At 61.5% G+C, this 22,219-nt stretch carries 17 protein-coding genes and 4 tRNA genes; 7 read left to right on the top strand and 14 right to left on the bottom strand.

The genetic code is table 11. From position 1 onward, the window contains the following. Positions 1–48 precede the first annotated feature (48 nt). Positions 49–1,011, bottom strand: a complete 963-nt coding sequence (locus tag ACM6IP_RS11040) for a zinc-binding dehydrogenase (RefSeq protein WP_095170307.1) — start codon at positions 1,009–1,011, stop codon at positions 49–51. Positions 1,012–1,149: 138 nt separating this feature from the next. Between ACM6IP_RS11040 and ACM6IP_RS11035 the strand changes: the two genes are divergently transcribed. Continuing rightward, positions 1,150–3,237 carry a carboxy terminal-processing peptidase gene (locus tag ACM6IP_RS11035; protein WP_414861484.1) on the top strand — a complete coding sequence of 696 codons (2,088 nt, stop codon included), beginning with the start codon at positions 1,150–1,152 and terminating at the stop codon, positions 3,235–3,237. Positions 3,238–3,477: 240 nt separating this feature from the next. Here the strand turns inward: ACM6IP_RS11035 and ACM6IP_RS11030 are convergent, their stop codons facing one another. The 5 genes from ACM6IP_RS11030 to ACM6IP_RS11010 all read right to left on the bottom strand — a co-directional run bounded on the left by ACM6IP_RS11030 (position 3,478) and on the right by ACM6IP_RS11010 (position 6,167). Next, positions 3,478–3,879, bottom strand: coding sequence for a sel1 repeat family protein (locus ACM6IP_RS11030; RefSeq protein WP_414861483.1), 402 nt, complete (start codon positions 3,877–3,879; stop codon positions 3,478–3,480). Beyond that, a complete protein-coding gene (locus tag ACM6IP_RS11025) occupies positions 3,880–4,251 on the bottom strand; it encodes a hypothetical protein (RefSeq protein WP_003179080.1) in 372 nt (123 codons plus the stop codon). Continuing rightward, a complete protein-coding gene (locus ACM6IP_RS11020) occupies positions 4,248–4,589 on the bottom strand; it encodes a helix-turn-helix domain-containing protein (RefSeq protein WP_095170364.1) in 342 nt (113 codons plus the stop codon). The genes ACM6IP_RS11025 and ACM6IP_RS11020 overlap by 4 nt, the downstream gene beginning before the upstream one ends. A 115-nt stretch (positions 4,590–4,704) precedes the next feature. Further along, complete coding sequence (locus tag ACM6IP_RS11015) at positions 4,705–5,160, bottom strand: YkvA family protein (protein ID WP_095170310.1); 456 nt, start codon at positions 5,158–5,160, stop codon at positions 4,705–4,707. Positions 5,161–5,453: 293 nt separating this feature from the next. Next, on the bottom strand, positions 5,454–6,167 hold the full coding sequence (locus ACM6IP_RS11010; protein ID WP_095170311.1) for an FKBP-type peptidyl-prolyl cis-trans isomerase: 714 nt from the start codon (positions 6,165–6,167) through the stop codon (positions 5,454–5,456). A gap of 270 nt (positions 6,168–6,437) precedes the next feature. On the opposite strand from ACM6IP_RS11010, the gene ACM6IP_RS11005 reads away from it, so the two are divergent. Beyond that, positions 6,438–8,246 carry a di-heme-cytochrome C peroxidase gene (locus ACM6IP_RS11005; RefSeq protein WP_414861482.1) on the top strand — a complete coding sequence of 603 codons (1,809 nt, stop codon included), beginning with the start codon at positions 6,438–6,440 and terminating at the stop codon, positions 8,244–8,246. A gap of 28 nt (positions 8,247–8,274) precedes the next feature. Further along, on the top strand, positions 8,275–9,411 hold the full coding sequence (locus ACM6IP_RS11000) for a catalase family protein (protein ID WP_414861481.1): 1,137 nt from the start codon (positions 8,275–8,277) through the stop codon (positions 9,409–9,411). Between the two features lie 47 nt (positions 9,412–9,458). On the opposite strand, the gene ACM6IP_RS10995 is transcribed toward ACM6IP_RS11000, so the two are convergent. The 5 genes from ACM6IP_RS10995 to ACM6IP_RS10975 form a co-directional block, all read right to left on the bottom strand. Beyond that, positions 9,459–11,501: a c-type cytochrome gene (locus ACM6IP_RS10995; RefSeq protein ID WP_320332831.1), complete on the bottom strand. Its 2,043-nt coding sequence runs from the start codon at positions 11,499–11,501 to the stop codon at positions 9,459–9,461. 309 nt (positions 11,502–11,810) lie between these two features. Then, positions 11,811–11,887: transfer RNA gene (locus tag ACM6IP_RS10990), tRNA-Asp, on the bottom strand. Between the two features lie 19 nt (positions 11,888–11,906). Next, positions 11,907–11,982 (bottom strand) — tRNA-Val (locus ACM6IP_RS10985). 187 nt (positions 11,983–12,169) lie between these two features. Next, a tRNA-Asp gene (locus ACM6IP_RS10980) sits at positions 12,170–12,246 on the bottom strand. Positions 12,247–12,265: 19 nt separating this feature from the next. Continuing rightward, positions 12,266–12,341 (bottom strand) — tRNA-Val (locus tag ACM6IP_RS10975). Between the two features lie 159 nt (positions 12,342–12,500). Here ACM6IP_RS10975 and rdgC point away from each other — a divergent pair. From rdgC to sugE, 3 genes are all read left to right on the top strand, one after another. Then, complete coding sequence (rdgC, locus tag ACM6IP_RS10970) at positions 12,501–13,421, top strand: recombination-associated protein RdgC (RefSeq protein WP_095170314.1); 921 nt, start codon at positions 12,501–12,503, stop codon at positions 13,419–13,421. A gap of 138 nt (positions 13,422–13,559) precedes the next feature. After that, positions 13,560–14,525 carry a bile acid:sodium symporter family protein gene (locus tag ACM6IP_RS10965; RefSeq protein WP_414861480.1) on the top strand — a complete coding sequence of 322 codons (966 nt, stop codon included), beginning with the start codon at positions 13,560–13,562 and terminating at the stop codon, positions 14,523–14,525. Between the two features lie 118 nt (positions 14,526–14,643). Then, positions 14,644–14,961 carry a quaternary ammonium compound efflux SMR transporter SugE gene (gene sugE / locus ACM6IP_RS10960; protein ID WP_027620002.1) on the top strand — a complete coding sequence of 106 codons (318 nt, stop codon included), beginning with the start codon at positions 14,644–14,646 and terminating at the stop codon, positions 14,959–14,961. Positions 14,962–15,015: 54 nt separating this feature from the next. On the opposite strand, the gene ACM6IP_RS10955 is transcribed toward sugE, so the two are convergent. From ACM6IP_RS10955 to ACM6IP_RS10945, 3 genes are all read right to left on the bottom strand, one after another. After that, on the bottom strand, positions 15,016–16,890 hold the full coding sequence (locus tag ACM6IP_RS10955) for an MFS transporter (RefSeq protein ID WP_414861479.1): 1,875 nt from the start codon (positions 16,888–16,890) through the stop codon (positions 15,016–15,018). A 72-nt stretch (positions 16,891–16,962) separates the two neighbouring features. Next, a complete protein-coding gene (locus tag ACM6IP_RS10950; protein ID WP_401130042.1) occupies positions 16,963–18,114 on the bottom strand; it encodes a TDT family transporter in 1,152 nt (383 codons plus the stop codon). Positions 18,115–18,220: 106 nt separating this feature from the next. Continuing rightward, positions 18,221–18,532, bottom strand: coding sequence for a cupin domain-containing protein (locus tag ACM6IP_RS10945; RefSeq protein WP_095170319.1), 312 nt, complete (start codon positions 18,530–18,532; stop codon positions 18,221–18,223). Positions 18,533–18,731: 199 nt separating this feature from the next. Between ACM6IP_RS10945 and ACM6IP_RS10940 the strand changes: the two genes are divergently transcribed. Further along, positions 18,732–22,202, top strand: a complete 3,471-nt coding sequence (locus ACM6IP_RS10940) for a PAS domain-containing hybrid sensor histidine kinase/response regulator (RefSeq protein ID WP_095170320.1) — start codon at positions 18,732–18,734, stop codon at positions 22,200–22,202. Positions 22,203–22,219 lie beyond the last annotated feature (17 nt).

Here is a 22,219-nt window from a genome sequence, read left to right as displayed (position 1 = left end):
CCTGTGTGGGAGCGGCCTGCTCGCTCCCACCGTTTCAGTGCAATGTCGTCAGGTCAGGCTCTCGTCAATCACCAACACCAGCTTGCCCGACACCTGATTGGTCGCCAGTTCGGCAAACGCCGCCTCGGCATCCTTGATCGGGAAGGTCTTGGCCAGTTGCGGGCTCAAGCGGCCTTCGGCGAACAATGGCCAGACGTGCTGGCTGAGATCGCTGAACAGATCGGCCTTGAACTGCTCGTCGCGGCTGCGCAGGGTCGAACCCAACAGCTGGATCCGCTTGGCCAGCACTTGCGCCAGGTCGAGCTTGGCATCACGGCCGCCCATCAGGCCAATCAACACCCAGCGTCCGTCCCGAGCCAACACCTTCAGGTTCAACGCCGCGTAGTTGGCGCCGACCGGGTCGAGGATCACATCGAACGGTCCCAGATCGCTCAACCCCTCCAGACCATCGGTGCGCACCACCCCGCCCTGGGCGCCCAGCGCTTCGCAATAGGCCAACCGATCGGCCGAACCGACACTGACCCAGCACGGGTTGCCAAACGCCTTGCACAGCTGGATAGCTGCCGACCCTACGCCACTGGCGCCGGCATGCAGCAAGACTTTTTCCCCGGGCTTGAGCGCAGCCAGTTGAAACAGATTCAGCCAGGCAGTGCTGTACACCTCCGGAAGCGCCGCCGCTTCGACCAACGACAAGCCCTCAGGTACCGGCAGGACGTGGCGACCATCGACCACCACCTCCTCGGCCATCCCGCCCCCGGCCAGCAGCGCGCACACCCGGTCACCGATCTGCCAGGTCGAGCCCGGGCCCACCTCGCTGATGACCCCCGAGCACTCCAGCCCCAGCACCTGGCTGGCACCCGCAGGCGCAGGATAGAGCCCCGCTCGCTGCAGCAGATCGGCCCGGTTCAACCCCGCGGCCGCAACACGGATGCGAACTTGCCCCACATCACAGACCGGAGCCGGCTCTTCAACCCACTCCACATGTCCCTCAACGCCTTGCAATGCCTTCACAGTGCCTCCATAGTGAGTCTGGACTGAGCCCGATGCTATAGCGCCGGGCTTTTTGCATTATGCGACCGGTCCTTGTGGAACCGGCGACTTCAAAGACGGCCTAATATGCGTTATCAATTGTCCCCGCGTCGAATCGGCATGAAGCATTTGTTCCCCAGCACCGCACTCGCTCTCCTCATCGGCCTGGGCAGCTTATCGCTCGCGCCCGATACATTCGCAGCCAATAGCTGGGACAAGCTTCAGCCCGACCGTGACGAGGTGATCGCCAGCCTGAACGTCGTCGAGCTGCTCAAGCGCCACCACTACAGCAAGCCGCCCCTCGATGATGCGCGCTCGGTGATCATCTACGACAGCTACCTCAAGCTGCTGGATCCATCGCGCAGCTACTTCATGGCCAGCGACATTGGTGAATTCGACAAATGGAAAACCCAGTTTGACGACTTCCTCAAGAGTGGTGACCTGAACCCCGGGTTCACCATCTACAAGCGCTACCTGGACCGGGTCAAATCGCGTCTGCAGTTCGCCCTGGCAGAACTCAACAAAGGCGTGGACAAGATCGACTTCAACGCCAAGGAAACCTTGCTGATCGATCGCAAAGAGGCCCCGTGGCTCAAATCCAATGCCGAGCTCGACGACCTGTGGCGCAAACGCGTCAAGGACGAAGTGCTGCGCATGAAAATTGCCGGCAAGGACTCCAAGCAGATCCAGGAAACCCTGACCAAACGCTACAAGAACCAATTGTCGCGCCTGGACCAGACCCGCGCCGAGGACATCTTCCAGGCGTACATCAACACCTTCGCCATGTCCTACGATCCGCATACCAACTATCTGTCACCGGATAACGCGGAAAACTTCGACATCAACATGAGCCTGTCCCTCGAGGGCATCGGAGCCGTGTTGCAGAGCGACAACGACCAGGTCAAGGTCGTGCGCCTGGTGCCTGCAGGTCCAGCCGACAAGACCAAACTGGTCGCGCCGGCGGACAAGATCATCGGTGTCGCCCAGGGCAACAAGGAAATGGTCGATGTGGTCGGCTGGCGCCTAGACGAAGTGGTCAAGCTGATCCGTGGGCCGAAAGGCACCGTGGTCCGCCTGGAAGTGATTCCGGCCAGCAATGCGCCCAACGACCAGACCAGCAAGATCGTGCCGATCACCCGCGAAGCGGTGAAGCTTGAAGACCAGGCGGTGAAAAAATCCGTGCTCAACCTCAAGCAGGATGGCAAGGACTACAAACTCGGCGTAATCGAGATCCCGGCCTTCTACCTCGACTTCAAGGCGTTCCGTGCCGGTGATCCGGACTACAAGAGCACCACCCGCGACGTCAAGAAATTGCTGACCGAACTGCAAAAGGAAAAAGTCGACGGCGTGGTCATCGACCTGCGCAACAACGGCGGCGGCTCCCTGCAGGAAGCCACCGAACTGACCAGCCTGTTCATCGACAAGGGCCCGACCGTCCTGGTGCGCAACGCCGATGGCCGGGTCGATGTACTCGAAGACGAAAACCCGGGGGCGTTCTACAAAGGCCCGATGGCCTTGCTGGTCAACCGCCTGTCAGCCTCGGCTTCGGAGATTTTTGCCGGCGCCATGCAGGACTACCACCGCGCACTGATCATCGGCGGCCAGACCTTCGGCAAAGGCACGGTACAGACCATTCAGCCGCTCAATCATGGCGAACTGAAACTGACCCTGGCCAAGTTCTACCGGGTTTCCGGGCAGAGCACCCAACACCAGGGCGTACTGCCGGACATCGATTACCCGTCGATCATCGACACCAAGGAAATCGGCGAAAGCGCACTGCCGGAAGCCATGCCGTGGGACACCATCCGCCCGGCGATCAAACCGGCCGTCGACCCGTTCAAACCCTTCCTCGCCCAGCTCAAGTCCGAGCATGACGAGCGCACCGCCAAGGATGCCGAGTTTGTCTTCATCCGCGACAAACTGGCCCTGGCCCAGAAGCTGATGGCGGAAAAAACCGTCAGCCTCAACGAAGCCGAACGCCGCGCACAACATGCCGATATCGAAGCCCAACAGCTGACGATGGAAAACATCCGCCGCAAAGCCAAAGGCGAAGAGCCGCTCAAGGAACTGAAAAAAGAAGACGAGGACGCCATCGCGGCCGAGCCAGACAAGACCAAGCCGGAAGACGACGCCTACCTCAGCGAAACCGGGCGGATCCTGCTGGACTACCTGAAACTCAACACCGCGGTCGCCAGCAACAAGAAGTAATGGCCACCTAAGCAACACGCTGACCAGAAAAGACCGGGCTTGCCCGGTTTTTTTTGGTCGTTAGTTTCTTGTCGGATCAGCTCGTATACAGACCCTGGGGGGCTCGGCAGCTGCTGCAGGGGATTGGGGGTATTCGCCAGATTTGTGGTTTGTCGGAGATCGCCATCGCGGGCGAGCCCGCTCCCACAAGGGGACCCAACCCTAAGCCGCCATAACCGCAGGAGCGGATCTACACCCAGATCAACCAGCCCGCGCAGCCAGTTCCCGCAACTTGATCGCAGCCAAAGGGTGCCCAGCCTTTTCCGCCATCCCCCACCAGCGAGCCGCCTCCAGCGGATCCGGAGCCTTGCTCGGCGTCCCAGCCAGACTGATCACACCCACCTGATAGGCCGCCTTGCCATCGCCCGCCAACGCCGCCAGGCGCAACAATCGCACGCCCTCCTCGCGAGCCCCAAGACCGACCCCGCGAAACGTCAGGATGTGGCCATAGAAGCTCTGCGCGCCCACATCACCCAAGTTGGCCATGCGCGCAAACTGCCCTTCCAGCCAGGCCCAGCCCCGCGGCTGACGGACAAACCAGGACCAGTGAAACAACCGGCGAGCCAGCCAGTAGCTGACATGTGCCTTGAGTCGTAGCAACACTCAGGCCTCCGCAGATTCAGGGTATTCGTACTCAAACACCCGAACCACTTCCGAAGCATGCCAGGACGCTGCAGCTACGCCGTCGGACGGCCCGGAGAAGCGTCCCAGGCGCTCCACACACTCGAAGAACCCCGTGCGCGGCAACCGGCTCGCACCCTGGCTGATCACCAGCGAGCTGCGCAGCGGCTGCTCAGCCCGAGCGTCCAACGCCGCCAGGTGCTCGAGGGCGGCCGTCAGGGTTTGCATCGCCGGGCTCGGCAACTGCAACCGCTCCAGCAGCGCACGATAGGTCAGCAGGTGGCGCTGACGGCGCGCCTGATCCAGTTCACCGAGCAAACCGTCCCAATGTTGACGACTGATCCGTACGCTCACGATTCATCCCTCCAACCCTGCACCTTCAACTCCCAGGCCAGGCTGCGACGAATCGCGGCGTCGGGCTGGCGCTCGCCACTTTCGATCAAGGCCAGGTAGGAAGGGCTGATGCCTACGGTGCGGGCCAACGCCTCAATGGCAATGCCCTGTTCTTCGCGCAGATGACGCAGTTGATCGAGGCCCGGAAGAACCGGGTTCGAGGTGGCCGCGTGCGGGACTGTGGCTGCACGCGGTGGTTGCTCCTTGACGCCTGCCGCTTTTAATAATGCTTGATACTGCGCCCATGGCAACACCGCGTACTCGGGTTCACCATCACGTGTGATTATCTGAATATCCATGACTACCCCGTAGGACAACAACACTTAGCGAGTCGGCACTTTTCCATTGAAGTGTAATCCTAACAGTCGCTAAGGTCGCTGGGGCGTATCAATCTCTGGATAGATCTGATTCGATTCAGGTTTTTTTCGGGTGTTGAAGCAACAACTGCTCCGGCGAATCGGGCAGGCGCTCGACGTTCACCAGTTTTTCCGGGTGCTGACGGTTGCGCCAGAGGCGAAAGGCAGTCAACTCGTCATCCAGGGTTTTCATCAGCCATGCCAGTACGGCGATATCGTCGAGCATGCCGAACATCGGGATGAAATCTGGAACGGCATCCAAGGGGCTAAGGAAGTACATCAGGCCGGCCACCACCGATACCAGGGCCTTGGGACTGATGGCCCGGTACTCGCCACGCCAGTACGCCAGGCACAACGCCTGCAGCAAGCGCAGGTCGTCCTTGAGCTTGCCCAGCCGGAAACCCTGAGTGGCGCCCTTGCTGGCCACTGCGAAGAGCAGAGTCGGCAAACGGCCACGACTGATCAAGCGACCGGCCAGGGGCAGGAACCGAGCGAAATTCCAGGGTGTTTTCATCATGCCTCCACTGAAATGTTATCCACACAAATTGTGGATAACCTTGTGAACAGAGCCGCTTTTCAGGCCTCAAAGCCCCGTCTTACAAGGGCTCGAGTCAGATCGGGCGTTTTTTACTCACATAAAAAAACCCCAACATTTCATTGACTTGGCGGCCTGGTGCGGCTAACGGCGGCGCCTTCAATGCTATGACTGCTACAACCGGTGTCGGTTCTACTGGATTTTCCCCCACCGACCGCCAGATACAACAACGCCCCGGATAAACGGGGCGTTGTTTTTACATCCGACGCAGCTTACTTGGCGTCGTCTTGCTTGGCTGGATCTTTGATCGCCAGCAGTTCCAGGTCGAACACCAGCACCGAGTTGGCCGGGATTGCCGGGCTAGGGCTTTGTGCGCCGTAGGCCAGTTCGCTAGGAATGTACAGCTTGTACTTCTCGCCTACGTGCATCAGTTGCAGGCCTTCGACCCAACCCGGGATCACGCCGCTGACCGGCAGATCGATTGGGCTGCCACGCTCGACCGAGCTGTCAAACACAGTGCCGTTGGTCAGGGTGCCAGTGTAGTGCACAGTCACTACGTCGGTAGGCTTAGGCTGAGCGCCGTCGGCCTTCTTCACGACTTCGTACTGCAGGCCGGAAGCCGTGGTGGTCACACCGGCTTTCTTGGCGTTGTCTTCGAGGAATTTCTTGCCGGCTGCGGCCGACTCTTCGCTCATCTTGGCCATACGCTCTTCAGCGCGCTTTTGCAGCGCAGCGAAGGCTTCGACCAACTCTTCATCCTTGAGCTTCTGTTCTTTCTTGCCGACAGCATCTTCGATGCCTTGGGCTACGGCTTTGGAGTCCAGGTCATCCATGCCTTCCTGAGCCAGGCTCTTGCCCATGTTCAGGCCGATACCGTAGGAAGCTTTTTGCGCCGGGGTTTTCAGCTCTACGCTGGTCTGCGAGTCACAACCCGCAAGTACCAGGCTAACCAGGGCCACCGCCGCCGCCAACCGATGCTGTTTCATGCTATTTCCTTGTTCATGCGCCTAAAGGGCAATCGAATAAAGCCGCGAGCTTATCAGGCCGCCACGACCAATGGCTACCGGCATGAGAGCAGGAAAGCTCCGATAAGTTCAGGTCTTTTAACGCGTTTTACCCAGGAATAGGGTGAAGTTTCTGTCAGCTTCAGCCGAGGGCAGACGCAGCCTGTTCCCACAGCCTATGGCGTAATGGCCTCTTGCTGCCAAACTTCAGCTCAGGCATAACACCCCGATCAATCTACAAGGATGTTTATCGTGCGCCTGCTGCTCCGTTTTTTACTGCTGATTCTGACCCTGTTGGGGGTCGCGCTGGCCGTTGTGCTGTATTACGTGGCCAACCCCAAACTGCCGGTTTATACGCCTGTGACCCAGGTGAACTACCTCGACCAGTGGAGCGCGGCCGATCGCCAGACCTATTACTTCACCCCCCAGGGCACCCAGGTAAAGGGCTTGCGGTACGACTGGTTCAAGGCCCTTGAGCTGCCGTTTTCCGAGCAACGCTTTGCCGCGCCGCAGTACCTGGCGCGCTTCGGCTTTTTGGTGGACCCGACGCAAACGGCCACCTCCAGTAATCCGGGCAACCTTCCGGTGGGCTTCGCCAGGCACCAGAATCCTGGCAGCAAAGAAGAGTATCTGGATATTACCTGCGCCGCCTGCCACACCGGCGAGTTGCGCTACCAGGGCCAGGCCCTACGCATCGATGGCGGTACGGCGCAGCACGTGCTGCCCTCCAGCGTCCCCACGTTACGCGGCGGCAGCTTCGGCCAGGCACTGGTGGCCAGCCTTGCCTCGACCTATTACAACCCGTGGAAATTCGAACGTTTCGCCCGCAATGTGCTGGGACAGGATTACGACGCCGGGCACGGACAACTGCGCAAGGACTTCAAGGCTTCGCTGGACACCTTCCTGCGCGTGGCCTGGAACGACACCCATCGTGGTCTCTACCCCACCGAGGAAGGCCCCGGGCGCACCGACGCCTTCGGCCGTATCGCCAATGCCACCTTTGGCGACGCCATTTCCCCGGACAATTATCGGGTCGCCAACGCCCCAGTGGACTACCCACAACTGTGGGATATCTGGACCTTCGACTGGGTACAGTGGAACGGCTCCGCCCAGCAGCCCATGGCGCGCAACGTCGGCGAAGCGCTGGGGGTGGGCGCCACCCTGAGTTTCTTCGACGCCAACGGTCAACCGCTCAAGGGCGATGCGCGCTACCCCTCCAGCGTGCGCGTACGTGACCTGCACCTGATCGAAGAAACCCTCAAGCGCCTCAAGCCGCCGGCCTGGCCCGAAGCGCTGCTGGGCACCGTCGACAAGCCCCTGGCTGCCCAGGGCCGCGCGCTGTTCGCCGAGAACTGCGCCGGTTGCCACGTGCCCAAGGTGATCCAGGCCAACGGCCGCCCCGAGCAGCAGTTGAAAATGCTGCCGGTGGCAGTGATCGGCACGGACCCCGCCAGCGCCAACAACATCGCGCAGCACCGCTTCGACGTCACCCCACTGCAATGGGACCCGGCGGAATTGGCCGACCTCGACGTCAAGCTGCAACCCACGCCCACCGAGCCGCTGGACCTGAGCCAGTTGTCAGTCGCCAAGGGCCTGGCCTACGTCACCGCCTTCGTCGAGAGCCGCGCCTACCGCGAGGCCAACGTCACCCCTGAGGAGCGGCCGGACATGGATGGTTTTGCCCTGCCGATCGGCGTGCGCGAGCGCGTGGCCTACAAGGCCCGGCCGCTGGCAGGCGTCTGGGCCACGGCGCCCTTCCTGCATAACGGTTCGGTGCCGAGCCTCTACCAACTGCTGTCACCGCAAAGTGAACGCGCGAGCACCTTCTATAAAGGCACCTTCGAGTACGACCCCAAACACCTGGGTTATCGCACCGAAGCCTTCGACAACGGGTTTGTGTTCGATACGCGCGTTACCGGCAACCACAACAGCGGCCACGAGTTTCGCGCCGGCGAACGGGGTAACGGGGTCATCGGGCGCCTGTTGCTACCTCAAGAACGCTGGGCACTGCTGGAGTACCTGAAGGTGCTGGGCGGCCCATTGGAGGCGCAATTGCCATGAGCCGCAGACAGTCAGGAAGGAGTTTTACATGTTGATGAGCCTATGGCTGCACCTCGCGGCGTTGTTGGGTAAATGCCTGCTGTGGTTACTCGGACTCGGCCTGCTCGGCTGGGCCCTGGCCAGCGCCTGGTGGGCCTGGCAGCACAGCGGGCCGGTGTCCGCCCAGGAGCAGATACCGGCCGGCGAAGCCGCGATGACCCAGGAGGTGATCCAGACTGCCGTGCGCATCGTCGACCAGCACCGCGACAACACCCGTTACCTGCGTGACGCCCACGCCAAGGCGCACGGCTGCTTGCAGGCCGAGGTCCAGGTATTGACCGACCTGGCCCCGGAACTGCGCCAGGGCGTATTCAGCGAAGCCGGCAAGACCTGGCAAGCGACCCTGCGTCTATCCAACGGCAATGCCTACCCGCAGTTCGACAGCATGCGCGATGCCCGGGGCATGGCCCTGAAGTTACTCGACGTACCCGGCACGCAGTTACTCAAGGACCGTCAAGGCCGTGGCGAACAGGACTTCGTCATGTTCAACCACCCGAACTTTTTCGTCAGTGACGTTGCCGAGTACCGGCAGAACGTCGCGGCCCAGGCCGACGGCAAAAAGGTCCTCGCATTCTTTCCCGGCTGGGACCCGCGCAGCTGGCAGGTGCGCCATCTGTTCATCGCCTTGGCGACGCTGGCGCCGGCACCGACGAGCCCCACCCAGAGCACCTATTTTTCCGTCTCGCCCTACAAGTTTGGCAACGCCAACGCAAAATTTCGCGTGGCTCCAGACCCAGGCAGTTGCCCGAGCTACACCCTCCCCGCGCAGAACCAGGCCTTGCCGAACTTCCTGCGCAGTGCGCTGAACCAGCAGCTGTCGACGGACCGGGTCGCGGCCTGCTTTGTCCTGCAGATCCAACGTCAGGACCCGGGCGCATACATGCCCATCGAAGACACCAGCATTGAATGGCAGGAAAGCGACGCGCCGTTCGAAACCGTGGCGCGCATCCGGATTCCCGCCCAGGACTTCGACACCCCGGCGCTGAACCTGCAATGTGACAATCATTCGTTCAATCCCTGGTTCGGGCTGGAGGCGCATCGCCCCATCGGTGGGATCAATCGATTGCGCAAAGCCGTGTACGAAGCGGTCAGCGACTACCGGCACGCGCGCAACGCCGAACAGTAAGGCCAGGCCGCACGCCCGTCAGACGACGGGCGTGCGGCGATCAAGGCTCAGTACCGGGCATCCTGTGGTTTGCCACCTTTTGGCCAGTCCTTGTGCTTGTCCGGGAAGTCCGGCCGCGGTTGATGGGAGAAGTACTCGGCGACGTCTACCGCCTCCTGATCAGAAAGCCCGCCCTGCCCCAGCGGGAATTGTTCGTGAAAGCCAATCGGCATGTTGCGTTTGACGAACGCCGCCGCGGTATAGGTGCGCGCCATGCCGGCGCCAATGTTGAACGACTCCTCGCCCCACAGCGGCGGGAATACCCACTCGCCCTTGGCGCTCTTCAAGCCTTCGCCCTCAGTGCCATGGCACACCGCGCATTGCTTGGCGTAGACCCGCTCACCGTTGGCACGGTCAGGCTTGATCGCCGGATCGATCTTGCCGACGCCGCGCCCGGCCACTTTATCCCCGGGCTGGGTGTTGCGCTTCATCCAGTCGAAGTAGGCAATCATCGCCTGCATGTCCGCCGACTCGACGGGCAGCGGCTTGCCGTCCATCGAACGGCGGAAGCAACCATTGATGCGCTCGGCGAGGGTGATTTCCCGTCCCACACGCGGTGCATAGCCCGGGAAGAACGCCGAGACCCCGACAAACGGCGAACCATCGGCAACAGTGCCCGCATTCAGGTGGCAACTGGTGCAGTTCAAGGCGTTACCGACGTTGTCCGGCAACAGGGCCTTGGTCTGCAGGTGCAGGCGCATGCCCCGCACTACCTGTGGCGCATTGGGCGCCACTAGCATATCGGCCAGGCGTGGGGTTTCGAAGGTGACAGGCCCGTCCACCGGCTTGAGCTGGCCACGCAGCTGTTTGACCTGGGCAGCGCTGATCACTGAGCCGCTATTGCCCCAACTGGTGCGCACGAAGCTGAGGATTTCGGCGATCTCGTCATCGGCCAGCCGGGCGAATCCGGGCATGGTGTAGACCCGTGGGTGGGTCTGGGTCTCGGCGGTTTTCCAGCCCGTCAGGGTGATGTGCAGCAACGAAGTCGGATCGGCCGAGGCCACGCTCGGGTTGCCCGCCAGCGGCGGGAACATCGCCGGTACACCACCGCCATCCGCACGGTGGCAGTCGGCACAGAACTGCGTGTAGCCCAGGCCACCACGGCTGCTGAACAGCGTCGCCGGAGCCGCCGCCGGGGCCAGTGGCAAGGACGGTGGCGGCAGGTCATCCGGGCCGGCTGGCAGCGACTTGAGGTAGGTCGCGATGGCGTTCAGGTCATCATCGGTAAAATGCTGGGTGCTGTGATGGATCACCTCCGCCATGTTGCCGGACACCGTGGCAAATCGGTTCTGCCCGGTCTTGAGCAACTGCACGGTGTCTTCCACCGTCCACAGGTTGCGCAAGCTGAGTGCGCGCCAATGCTCGACGGTCTCCCCGGCCAGGTAATGCTTGCCACTGGCACCGGCATCACTCATGGCCTTTTCCTGGAAGGCGATACCCCGTGGGGTATGGCAAGCGCCGCAGTGACCCAAGCCCTGCACCAGGTAGGCGCCACGGTTCACCTGTGGGTCCTTGGCCGGGTCCGCAGCGAAGGGAGCGTCATCGACGAACACCTTGTTCCAGAACCACAGCCCCCAGCGCTGGTTGAACGGCCAGCTCATGTCTGCCTGCAGATTGGCCTGCTTGACCGGGCTGACCCCCTGCAGCAGGTAGGCATACAAGGCCCGCATATCTGTTTCGCTCATCTTGGCGTAGGACGGGTACGGCATCGCCGGGTACAGGTTGTCGCCCGCTGGCGTCACGCCCTGGCGCATGGCACGGTCAAACTGTTCGAAGGTGTAGCGGCCAATGCCCGTTTCTGGATCGGGGGTGATGTTGCTGGAATACAGGGTGCCCATGGGCGTTGTCAGTTCCAGGCCGCCGGCCATCACCGCACCGTCCTTGGCGGTGTGGCAGGCAATACAGTCGCCGAGCTGGGCCACGTACTTGCCTTGGGCGATCAACGGGTCAGCCTCGGTGGCCGCTGCCGACGGCGGCTCACTGGCGTTGAGGTGGTGCACAAACAATAACGACGAAACCAACACGGCCAGTCGCGGCAAATTCAGATCCATTGAAAACACCCCTTATGGCGCCTGCGTCGGGTTTTCCCGTTGGCCAGGCACCACTTCGTTTTTATAGGTTCAGCAAACGGCAACCGCGATGTGCAGGTCCCAGGTACTTTCTATAGGAATTGGCCGGTGTGGTCGTTGACATGTATCAGGCGCAGTCCGAATGGCTGGCGACAAAGAGGTTTGGCGCGGACGGCCAAGGTGTTGCGAGGAGGGGCGAAGGGAAGTTTGCCAAATCCCAGACAGCAAAAAGCCCGCACTAGGCGGGCTTTCTGTGGTGACCTGGCGTTCAGTGGTCCAGGTTACCGAATATGGCGCAGCGGACGGGACTCGAACCCGCGACCCCCGGCGTGACAGGCCGGTATTCTAACCGACTGAACTACCGCTGCGCTAAGCGTTGAAAGTAAATGGTGGGTGATGACGGGATCGAACCGCCGACATTCTGCTTGTAAGGCAGACGCTCTCCCAGCTGAGCTAATCACCCTTTACCTTCGTTGCGGGACACATTATGCCACAGGTTTTTATAAAGTGTTGATTTAATTGAAGTATTTTTCAAATAAATCTAAAAACCGGTGAAACATGCTTCCTGCAGGAACTTCGGACAGAAAAAAACCCGCCTAAGCGGGCTTTTCCGTGGTGACCTGGCGTTCAGCGATCCAGGTTACCGAATATGGCGCAGCGGACGGGACTCGAACCCGCGACCCCCGGCGTGACAGGCCGGTATTCTAACCGACTGAACTACCGCTGCGCATAACACTGAAAACGAATGGTGGGTGATGACGGGATCGAACCGCCGACATTCTGCTTGTAAGGCAGACGCTCTCCCAGCTGAGCTAATCACCCTTCGCTTCGGTGTGGCGCGCATTCTACGGAGCGACCCCACCTCTGGCAAGCACTTTTTTAAATAATTTTTTCAGGCCTTCCAAAGGCTTAGCGAAGGGTTGGCCTATTGAGCTGCGCGGAGAATAATGCCCCCCTTTGTATAAAGGAGAGACTCACCCCATGTGGTTCAAAAACCTGCTTATCTATCGCCTGACCCAAGATCTGCCTGTTGATGCCGAGGCGTTGGAAACTGCACTGGCCACCAAGCTGGCGCGTCCATGTGCAAGCCAGGAGTTGACCACCTACGGTTTCGTCGCGCCGTTCGGCAAAGGCGAAGATGCACCATTGGTGCATGTCAGCGGTGACTTCCTGCTGATCAGCGCACGCAAGGAAGAGCGCATCCTGCCAGGCAGCGTCGTGCGTGACGCGCTCAAGGAAAAGGTCGAAGAGATCGAAGCCGAGCAAATGCGCAAGGTCTATAAGAAGGAACGCGACCAGCTCAAGGATGAAATCATCCAGGCGTTCCTGCCGCGCGCCTTTATCCGCCGCTCGTCGACCTTCGCTGCCATCGCGCCGAAGCAGGGCCTGATCCTCGTCAACTCGGCCAGCCCGAAACGTGCCGAAGACCTGCTGTCGACCCTGCGTGAAGTGATCGGCACCCTGCCGGTGCGTCCGCTGACAGTGAAAATGTCGCCGACCGCAACCATGACCGAATGGGTCACTACCCAGAAAGCCGCGGACGACTTCTTTGTGCTGGACGAGTGCGAACTGCGCGACACCCACGAAGACGGCGGCATCGTGCGCTGCAAACGCCAGGACCTGACCAGCGAAGAAATCCAGCTGCACCTGAGCACCGGCAAAGTGGTGACCCAGCTGTCCCTGGCCTGGCAAGACAAACTGTCGTTTGTCCTCGACGACAAGATGGTGGTCAAGCGCCTGAAGTTCGAAGACCTGCTGCAAGACCAGGCTGAACAGGACGGTGGCGACGAAGCCCTGGGCCAACTGGACGCCAGCTTCACCCTGATGATGCTGACCTTCGGCGAATTCCTCCCGGCACTGGTGGAAGCGCTGGGCGGCGAAGAGATTCCGCAAGGCATCTAACGCCTGGCGATCTCTCTTGTAGGAGCGAGCTTGCTCGCGATGGTGTGTCAGGTAAATGAGTGATGTCTGATACACCATCGCGAGCAAGCTCGCTCCTACAAGTGTTTGTATGGTGTAACCAATAATAAGGAACAGGTCATGCGCGCATTGGCAGCACTGAGTCGTTTTGTCGGCAACACCTTTGCTTACTGGGTACTGATTTTTGCGGTCGCGGCATTCCTGCAACCGTCTTGGTTCATCGACCTGAAAAGCTTCATCGTGCCGCTGCTGGGGCTGGTGATGTTCGGCATGGGCCTGACCCTCAAACTCGAAGACTTCGCCGAAGTCGTACGTCATCCGTGGCGCGTGGCGTTGGGTGTGGTCGCACAGTTCGTGATCATGCCGGGAATGGCCTGGTTGCTCTGCCAGGTTTTCAGCCTGCCGCCGGAAATCGCCGTCGGGGTAATCCTGGTGGGTTGCTGCCCAAGTGGCACCTCCTCCAACGTCATGACCTGGTTGGCCCGGGGCGACCTCGCTCTCGCGGTAGCCATCTCCGCTATCACCACACTGCTTGCCCCACTGCTGACCCCGACGCTGATCTGGTTGCTGGCTTCGGCCTGGCTGCCTGTCTCGTTCATGGAGTTGTTCTGGTCGATCCTGCAAATCGTCCTGCTGCCTATCGTTCTTGGCGTGATCGCACAGCGCGTGCTGGGTGCACGGGCGCGTTATGCGGTCGAGGTCTTGCCCCTGATTTCGGTGGTGAGCATCGTCATCATCGTGGCCGCAGTGGTCGCCGCCAGCCAGGCGAAAATTGCCGAATCCGGCCTGCTGATCATGGCGGTCGTGATGCTGCATAACAGCTTCGGTTATTTGCTGGGCTACCTCACCGGCCACCTGTTCAAATTGCCGCTGGCGCAACGTAAAACCCTCGCCCTGGAAGTCGGCATGCAGAACTCGGGGCTCGGGGCGGCACTGGCCAGCGCACACTTCTCGCCCCTGGCGGCGGTACCCAGCGCCCTGTTTAGCGTCTGGCACAATATTTCAGGCGCCCTGCTCTCGACCTACTTCCGGCGCATGAGTGAGAAACAGGACCGGGAACTGGCGGCACAACAAGCGGCTGAGTGACGCGGGAGCTTGATCCCCGGACTAATGATGGGCACTATACTGCGCAACGCGAGGACGACCTCGCGGCTCGATCGAGTCATTAATCTGGGGACGGCCCCGTCAATCGATGGAGGTTTGCATGTCCTGGATCATTCTGTTTTTCGCCGGTCTGTTTGAAGTCGGCTGGGCCGTTGGCCTGAAATACACCGACGGCTTCAGCCGCCCCCTGCCCACCGCCCTGACAATCGTCGCCATGGCCATCAGTCTCGGCTTGCTCGGGCTGGCGATGAAGGAGTTGCCGCTGGGCACCGCCTACGCGATCTGGACTGGCGTTGGCGCAGTGGGCACGGTCATCGCCGGGATCATCCTGTTTGGTGAGTCCATGGCGCTGTTCCGCCTGGCCAGCGTTGCGCTGATCATTGCCGGACTGGTCGGGCTGAAAATCAGCGCGGCCTGATCAACTGGATAAAAAACGCCCGCATTACGCGGGCGTTTTTTTATCTGCGCATTTCTAGCGCACCGTCCCCCGCAACTCGCTGACCCGTGCCTGCAACTGCGCCGGCGCTGCCGCCTCGGCGGCTACCGGCGGGCCTGCCACCAGGGTCACCCGCGACCATAGCCGATGGAAAAAACCCTTGTTTGGGTCGCGGCTGAAAAAGCTGCCCCACAACCCTTGCAGGGCCAAGGGAATCACCGGCACCGGAGTCTGTTCGAGAATCCGCGTCAGCCCGCCCTTGAACTCATCGATCTCACCGTCAGCGGTCAGCTTGCCTTCCGGGAAGATGCACACCAGCTCGCCATCCTTCAGATACTGGGCGATGCGGCTGAAAGCCCTTTCGTAGATCTGGATGTCTTCCTGGCGCCCGGCGATGGGAATCGTCCCGGCAGTGCGGAAGATGAAGTTCAATACCGGCAGGTTGTAGATCTTGTAGTACATCACGAAGCGTATCGGCCGGCGCACCGCGCCGCCAATCAGCAAGGCGTCGACAAACGACACGTGATTGCACACCAAAAGCGCCGCACCCTCATCGGGAATCAGCTCCAGGTTCCGGTGCTGGACGCGGTACATGGAGTGGCTGAGTAGCCAGATCATGAAGCGCATGCTGAACTCGGGGACAATGCGGAAGATGTAGGTGTTGACCCCAATATTGAGCAGCGACACCACCAGGAACAACTGGGGAATCGTCAACTTGGCCAGGCTCAGCAAGACGATGCTGACAATCGCCGACACCACCATGAACAGCGCATTGAGGATGTTGTTGGCAGCTATCACCCGCGCCCGCTCGTGTTCGGCGGTGCGCGACTGGATCAATGCATACAGCGGCACGATGTAGAAACCACCAAACACCCCCAGCCCGAGGATGTCCAGGAGCACCAGCCAGGTATGGGCAAAGCCGAGCACTTCGAGCCAGCCATGGCCTTCGACGCTGTCCGGGATACCGCCCGAGTGCCACCACAGCAGCAGGCCGAACACCGTCAGGCCGAAGGAGCCAAAGGGCACCAGGCCGATCTCGACTTTACGCCCGGAGAGTTTCTCGCAGAGCATCGAGCCCAGGGCAATCCCCACCGAAAACACCGTGAGGATCAGGGTCACCACGGTTTCGTCGCCGTGCATCCACTCCTTGGCGTATGCCGGGATCTGCGTCAGGTAAATCGCTCCGACGAACCAGAACCATGAGTTGCCGACAATCGAGCGCGACACCGCTGGTGTCTGCCCCAGGCCCAGGCGCAAGGTGGCCCAGGACTCACTGACGATATTCCAGTTCAGCCGCAGCCCAGGCGTGGAGGCGGCTGCGCGGGGAATGCCACGACTGGCCAGGTAACCGAGCACTGCGATGGCGATGATCGCCGTGGAGACAATGGGCGCGTAGTGACTGGAGGACATCATGATCCCGGCACCGATGGTCCCGGCGAGGATCGCCAGGAAGGTGCCCATTTCCACCAGGCCATTACCGCCGACCAATTCTTCTTCGCGCAGCGCCTGGGGCAAAATCGAATACTTCACCGGACCGAACAACGCCGAGTGAGTGCCCATGGCAAACAACGCCAGCAGCATCAGCCATAGGTGATTGAACATGAAGCCGACCGCGCCTACCGCCATAATGGCGATTTCCCCCAGCTTGATCAGACGGATCAACGCGTCCTTGGCGAACTTTTCCCCGAACTGTCCGGCCAGCGCCGAAAACAGAAAGAACGGCAGGATAAACAGCAACGCGCACAGGTTGACCCAGATCGAGCGGTCGCCCTCAATGGCCAGCTTGTACAGAATGGCGAGGATCAACGACTGCTTGAAGATGTTGTCGTTGAACGCCCCGAGCGATTGCGTAAGAAAAAACGGTAGGAAGCGCCGCTTGCGAAGCAAGGTGAACTGCGAAGGTTGACTCATCTTCCATGTCCCTGAGTGGCTTGGATGCTCTTATTGGAATGTCGCTCAGCGATCCAGGCCACAACCTTAAGACTATTTCTTCAATCCGGCGATGCACGGCGAGACAAACAACTCACCGCGCCATGCTCCCTGCACCGTACGTTTGGCGACGATCAGCCACAGGCTCGCCAGCAGCACCACCAGCACCGAACCGAACAGGCTGAAGAAGGCCAGGCCCAGGGTGCTGGCCAGCTTCAAGGTGGCCAGCGAATAAACGCCCAGCGGGAAGGTAAAGCCCCACCAACCGAGGTTGAAGGGAATGCCGTCGCGCAAGTAGCGCAGGGTAATCAGCACCGCCATCAGCATCCACCACAGGCCAAAACCCCACAGGGTGATGCCGCCGATCAGCCCCAGCCCCGCCGCCACTTCACCGACTCCCGGCAGGCCATTAGCCGCGAAGATCGCCGGTCCGTCACCGCCCAGCAGCAACATGCCCAGCGCTCCGGTGCCAATCGGCCCCAGCGCCAGCCAACTCGACGCCGCCATGTTCTCGTGGGGCAACTTGTGCAAGGCCATACGCAACAACAGGATGGTCAGGATGCTGAACGCCACTGGCAACGAGAACGCCCACAGCACGTAGCTGGTGCAGAGCATCACCAGTTGACCATGGGCGTCCGCCAGGTGCGGGGCCAGCAGGCCCCCGCTGGCTGCAGCCACTTCCGCCGCCACCACCGGCAACAACCACACCGCGGTCATCTGGTCGATGCTGTGCTCCTGCCGCGTGAACATCATGTACGGGATCAGCACGCCGCAGGCCAGCGACATGGCGACGTCCAGCCACCACAGGACCTCGGCCACCGGGACCAAATCCTGCCCCCACCGCGGCACGCCAAACACCAAGAAACCATTAATGATGGTGGCCAGGCCCATGGGAATGGTGCCGAAAAACATCGACACCGTGGAGTGGGCGAAAATCCTCCGCGCCTCATCGAAGAACAACACCCAGCGCGCGGCATACAGCACGCTGAACAACAGAAACAGACCAATATTGAACAGCCACAGGCCTTCGGCGAACACCCGCAGTCCGGGGATTGCCAGCGGCAACTGGGCCAAGGCCAATGCCAGCACCCCGGTGCCCATGGTGGCGGCGAACCAGTTGGGCGTGAACTGGCGAATCACTTCGCGCGGGTGCTGTAACTGGCTCAAGGGCCGGTTGAGAATTTTGCTGCTATTGGCGCATTGCATGCTGAGCTCCTGTCCCCTGATGAGGTAGAGCCCATGATAGAAGCAGATCGAATATCTATATAACGGGTAATATCTCTAACTGTTATCTATTTTGCAGATATGCGCTCTACACACTGCCCTCGGATTCGATCACCAGCACCCGCGCCGGGCCCTGTGGATGCGCCACGTGCTCGGTCCCCACCGCGGCGTAGAAAATGTCCCCGACCTCCAGCACAACGGCTTGCTCGACACCGTTCTCGCGGTAGCGCATCTGCACCTGTCCATCGAGCACTACAAACACTTCCTGACCATCGTTGACGTGCCATTTGTATGGCTGATCCGTCCAGTGCAGGCGGGTGGTGATGCCATTCATGTTGGCGATATCCAGCGCCGCCCAGGCACGCTCGCCGGTAAACGCTTTGCTGCGGATGATCTTCATGGGTGGGGGGCAATCCTTGGGGTCAGTACTGATTGATGGCCTAGGCTAACGCAAATGCCCTGCTCAGGCTCGGCTCGCTCAAGATCGCCCTGCGACACCCCGCCACGCTGAGACCTTGGTCGACACTGACGCCGCCTGAACATCGTGCGAGACTGTTCGACCGGACTGCAGTCCCGGGGGTCTTTTGCCAGGAGTTTCCATGTCGTTGTCCAGCGGGCTGATCGCCGCCGTCGCCCTGGCCTATATGGCCATCATGTTCGCCATCGCCTTTTATGGCGATCGCCGCAGCACGCCGCTGCCGCCGCGCATGCGCGCCTGGGTGTACAGCCTGTCGCTGGCCGTCTATTGCACCAGCTGGACCTTCTTTGGTGCGGTAGGCCAGGCCGCCGAACAGCTCTGGTCGTTCCTGCCGATTTACCTGGGGCCGATCCTGTTGCTGGTGTTCGCGCCTTGGGTCCTGCAAAAGATGGTGATGATCAGCAAGCAGGAGAACATCACCTCGATTGCCGACTTCATCGCCGCCCGCTACGGCAAATCCCAGTCGCTGGCGGTGGTGGTGGCGCTGATCTGCCTGGTCGGTGTGTTGCCTTACATTGCCTTGCAGCTCAAAGGTATCGTCCTGGGGGTCAACCTGCTGATCGGCGCCGGTGCCGACGCCATGGGTACCCGCGCCCAGGACACGGCGCTGATCGTGTCGTTGATCCTGGCGCTGTTCACCATCGTCTTTGGCACCCGCAACCTGGATGCCACCGAGCACCACCGGGGCATGGTGCTGGCGATTGCCTTTGAGTCGCTGGTCAAGCTGTTCGCTTTTCTTGCCGTCGGCGCATTTGTCACCTACGGCCTGTACGACGGTTTCGATGACCTGTTCGACCAGGCCATGCTCGCCCCGCGCCTGGAGCAATACTGGAAGGAAACCATCAACTGGCCGTCGATGGTGGTGCAGACCGGTGTGGCGATGATGGCGATCATCTGCCTGCCCCGGCAGTTTCACGTCACGGTGGTGGAGAACATCGAACCCCAGGACCTGCGCCTGGCGAAATGGGTATTCCCCGCCTACCTGGCGCTGGCCGCGTTGTTCGTGGTGCCGATTGCCCTGGCCGGGCAAATGCTGCTGCCCAGTTCCGTGCTGCCAGACTCTTTCGTCATCAGCCTGCCATTGGCCCAGGCCCATCCGGCCCTGGCGCTGCTGGCATTCATCGGCGGTGCCTCGGCCGCCACCGGCATGGTGATCGTCGCCAGTGTCGCGCTGTCGACCATGGTTTCCAACGACATGCTGCTGCCGTGGCTGCTGCGGCGCAAAAACGCCGAGCGCCCGTTCGAAGTGTTCCGCCACTGGATGCTCTCGGTCCGCCGCGTGAGCATCGTGGTGATTCTGCTGCTGGCCTATGTCGCCTATCGCCTGCTTGGCTCGACCGCTAGCCTGGCCACCATCGGCCAGATCGCCTTTGCCGCGGTCACCCAACTGGCCCCCGCGATGCTTGGCGCGCTGTACTGGAAACAGGCCAACCGCCGCGGCGTATTCGCCGGCCTCGCCGCGGGCACCTTCCTGTGGTTCTACACGCTGATCCTGCCGATTGCCGCCCACAGCATGGGCTGGTCGCTGAGCACCTTCCCCGGTCTCGGCTGGCTGCACAGCAACCCGCTGAACCTGCCGATCACCCCGCTGACCCAGGGTGTGGTGCTGTCACTGGCGGGTAACTTCACCCTGTTTGCCTGGGTCTCGGTGCTGTCCCGCACCCGGGTCTCGGAACACTGGCAAGCCGGGCGCTTCATCGGCCAGGAGATCAGCGCGCGGCCCAGTGGTCGCTCGCTGCTCGCGGTGCAGATCGACGACCTGCTGCAACTGGCGGCCCGCTTCGTCGGCGAAGAGCGGGCGCGGCAGAGCTTCATCCGCTTCGCCTATCGCCAGGGCAAAGGCTTCAACCCGAACCAGAATGCCGACGGTGAATGGATCGCCCACACCGAGCGGTTGCTCGCCGGTGTCCTGGGGGCTTCATCGACCCGCGCCGTGGTGAAAGCCGCGATTGAAGGCCGGGAAATGCAGCTCGAAGACGTGGTACGCATCGCCGACGAAGCCTCGGAAGTGCTGCAGTTCAACCGCGCACTGCTGCAAGGCGCGATCGAAAACATCACCCAGGGCATCAGCGTGGTCGACCAGTCGCTCAAGCTGGTGGCCTGGAACCGCCGCTACCTGGAACTGTTCAACTATCCCGACGGCTTGATCAGCGTCGGCCGGCCGATTGCCGACATCATTCGCCACAATGCCGAGCGCGGCCTGTGTGGCCCCGGCGAAGCGGAAGTGCACGTGGCCCGCCGCCTGCACTGGATGCGCCAGGGTCGCGCCCACACCTCCGAGCGACTGTTCCCCAACGGGCGGGTGATCGAGTTGATCGGCAACCCGATGCCGGGCGGTGGTTTTGTCATGAGTTTCACCGACATCACCGCATTCCGCGAAGCCGAACAGGCGCTGACCGAGGCCAACGAAGGCCTGGAGCGCCGCGTCACCGAGCGGACCCACGAACTGTCGCAACTGAACGTCGCCCTGACCGAAGCCAAGGGCACGGCCGAGTCAGCCAACCAGTCGAAGACCCGTTTCCTCGCGGCGGTCAGCCATGACTTGATGCAGCCTTTGAATGCCGCGCGCCTGTTCTCCGCCGCCCTGTCCCACCGCGACGAAGACCTGAGCCCGGAAACCCAGCAACTGGTGCATCACCTGGACAGTTCGCTGCGCTCGGCCGAAGACCTGATCAGCGATCTGCTGGACATCTCGCGCCTGGAAAACGGCAAGATCAACCCGGATCGCCAACCCTTCGTGCTCAACGAACTGTTCGACACCCTGGGCGCTGAATTCAAGGCCCTGGCCCGCGAGCAAGGCTTGAAATTCCGCTTGCGCGGCAGCCGCCTGCGGGTCGACAGCGACAGCAAACTGCTGCGCCGGGTGCTGCAGAATTTCCTCACCAATGCCTTCCGCTACGCCAAGGGCCCGGTGCTGCTGGGGGTGCGCCGCAAGGGCGACCAACTGTGCCTGGAAGTCTGGGACCGTGGCCCGGGGATCCCGGAAGACAAGCGCCAGGTGATCTTCGAAGAGTTCAAGCGCCTGGACAGCCACCAGACCCGCGCCGAGAAAGGCCTGGGCCTGGGCCTGGCGATTGCCGACGGCTTGTGCCGGGTACTCGGCCATCAACTGCAAGTACGCTCATGGCCGGGCAAAGGCAGCGTGTTCAGCGTCAGCGTGCCGCTGGCCCGCGCCCAGGCCAGCGCGCCCGGCAAAGTCGCCGAGCTCAACGGCCGCCTGCCCACGGGCGCGCAGGTGCTGTGCGTGGATAACGAAGACAGCATCCTGATCGGCATGAATAGCCTGCTCACGCGCTGGGGGTGCCAGGTGTACACCGCGCGTAACCGCGAGGAATGCGCGAACCTGCTCAACGACGGCATGCGCCCGCAACTGGCGCTGGTGGACTACCACCTCGATGACGGCGAAACCGGGACTCAATTGATGGCCTGGCTGCGCACCCGCCTGGGTGAGCCGGTGCCAGGCGTGGTGATCAGCGCCGACGGCCGCCCCGAGATGGTCGCCCAAGTGCATGCCGCGGGGCTGGATTACCTGGCCAAACCAGTGAAACCGGCGGCCTTGCGCGCCTTGTTGAGTCGGCATTTGCCGCTTTGACCATCACCCGGGCGACG

Source organism: Pseudomonas sp. IT-P176 (assembly GCF_949767245.1).
GTDB lineage: Bacteria > Pseudomonadota > Gammaproteobacteria > Pseudomonadales > Pseudomonadaceae > Aquipseudomonas.
Note: the sequence above shows the minus strand (reverse complement) of the source record. Positions and strands in the feature narration are given on the sequence as shown.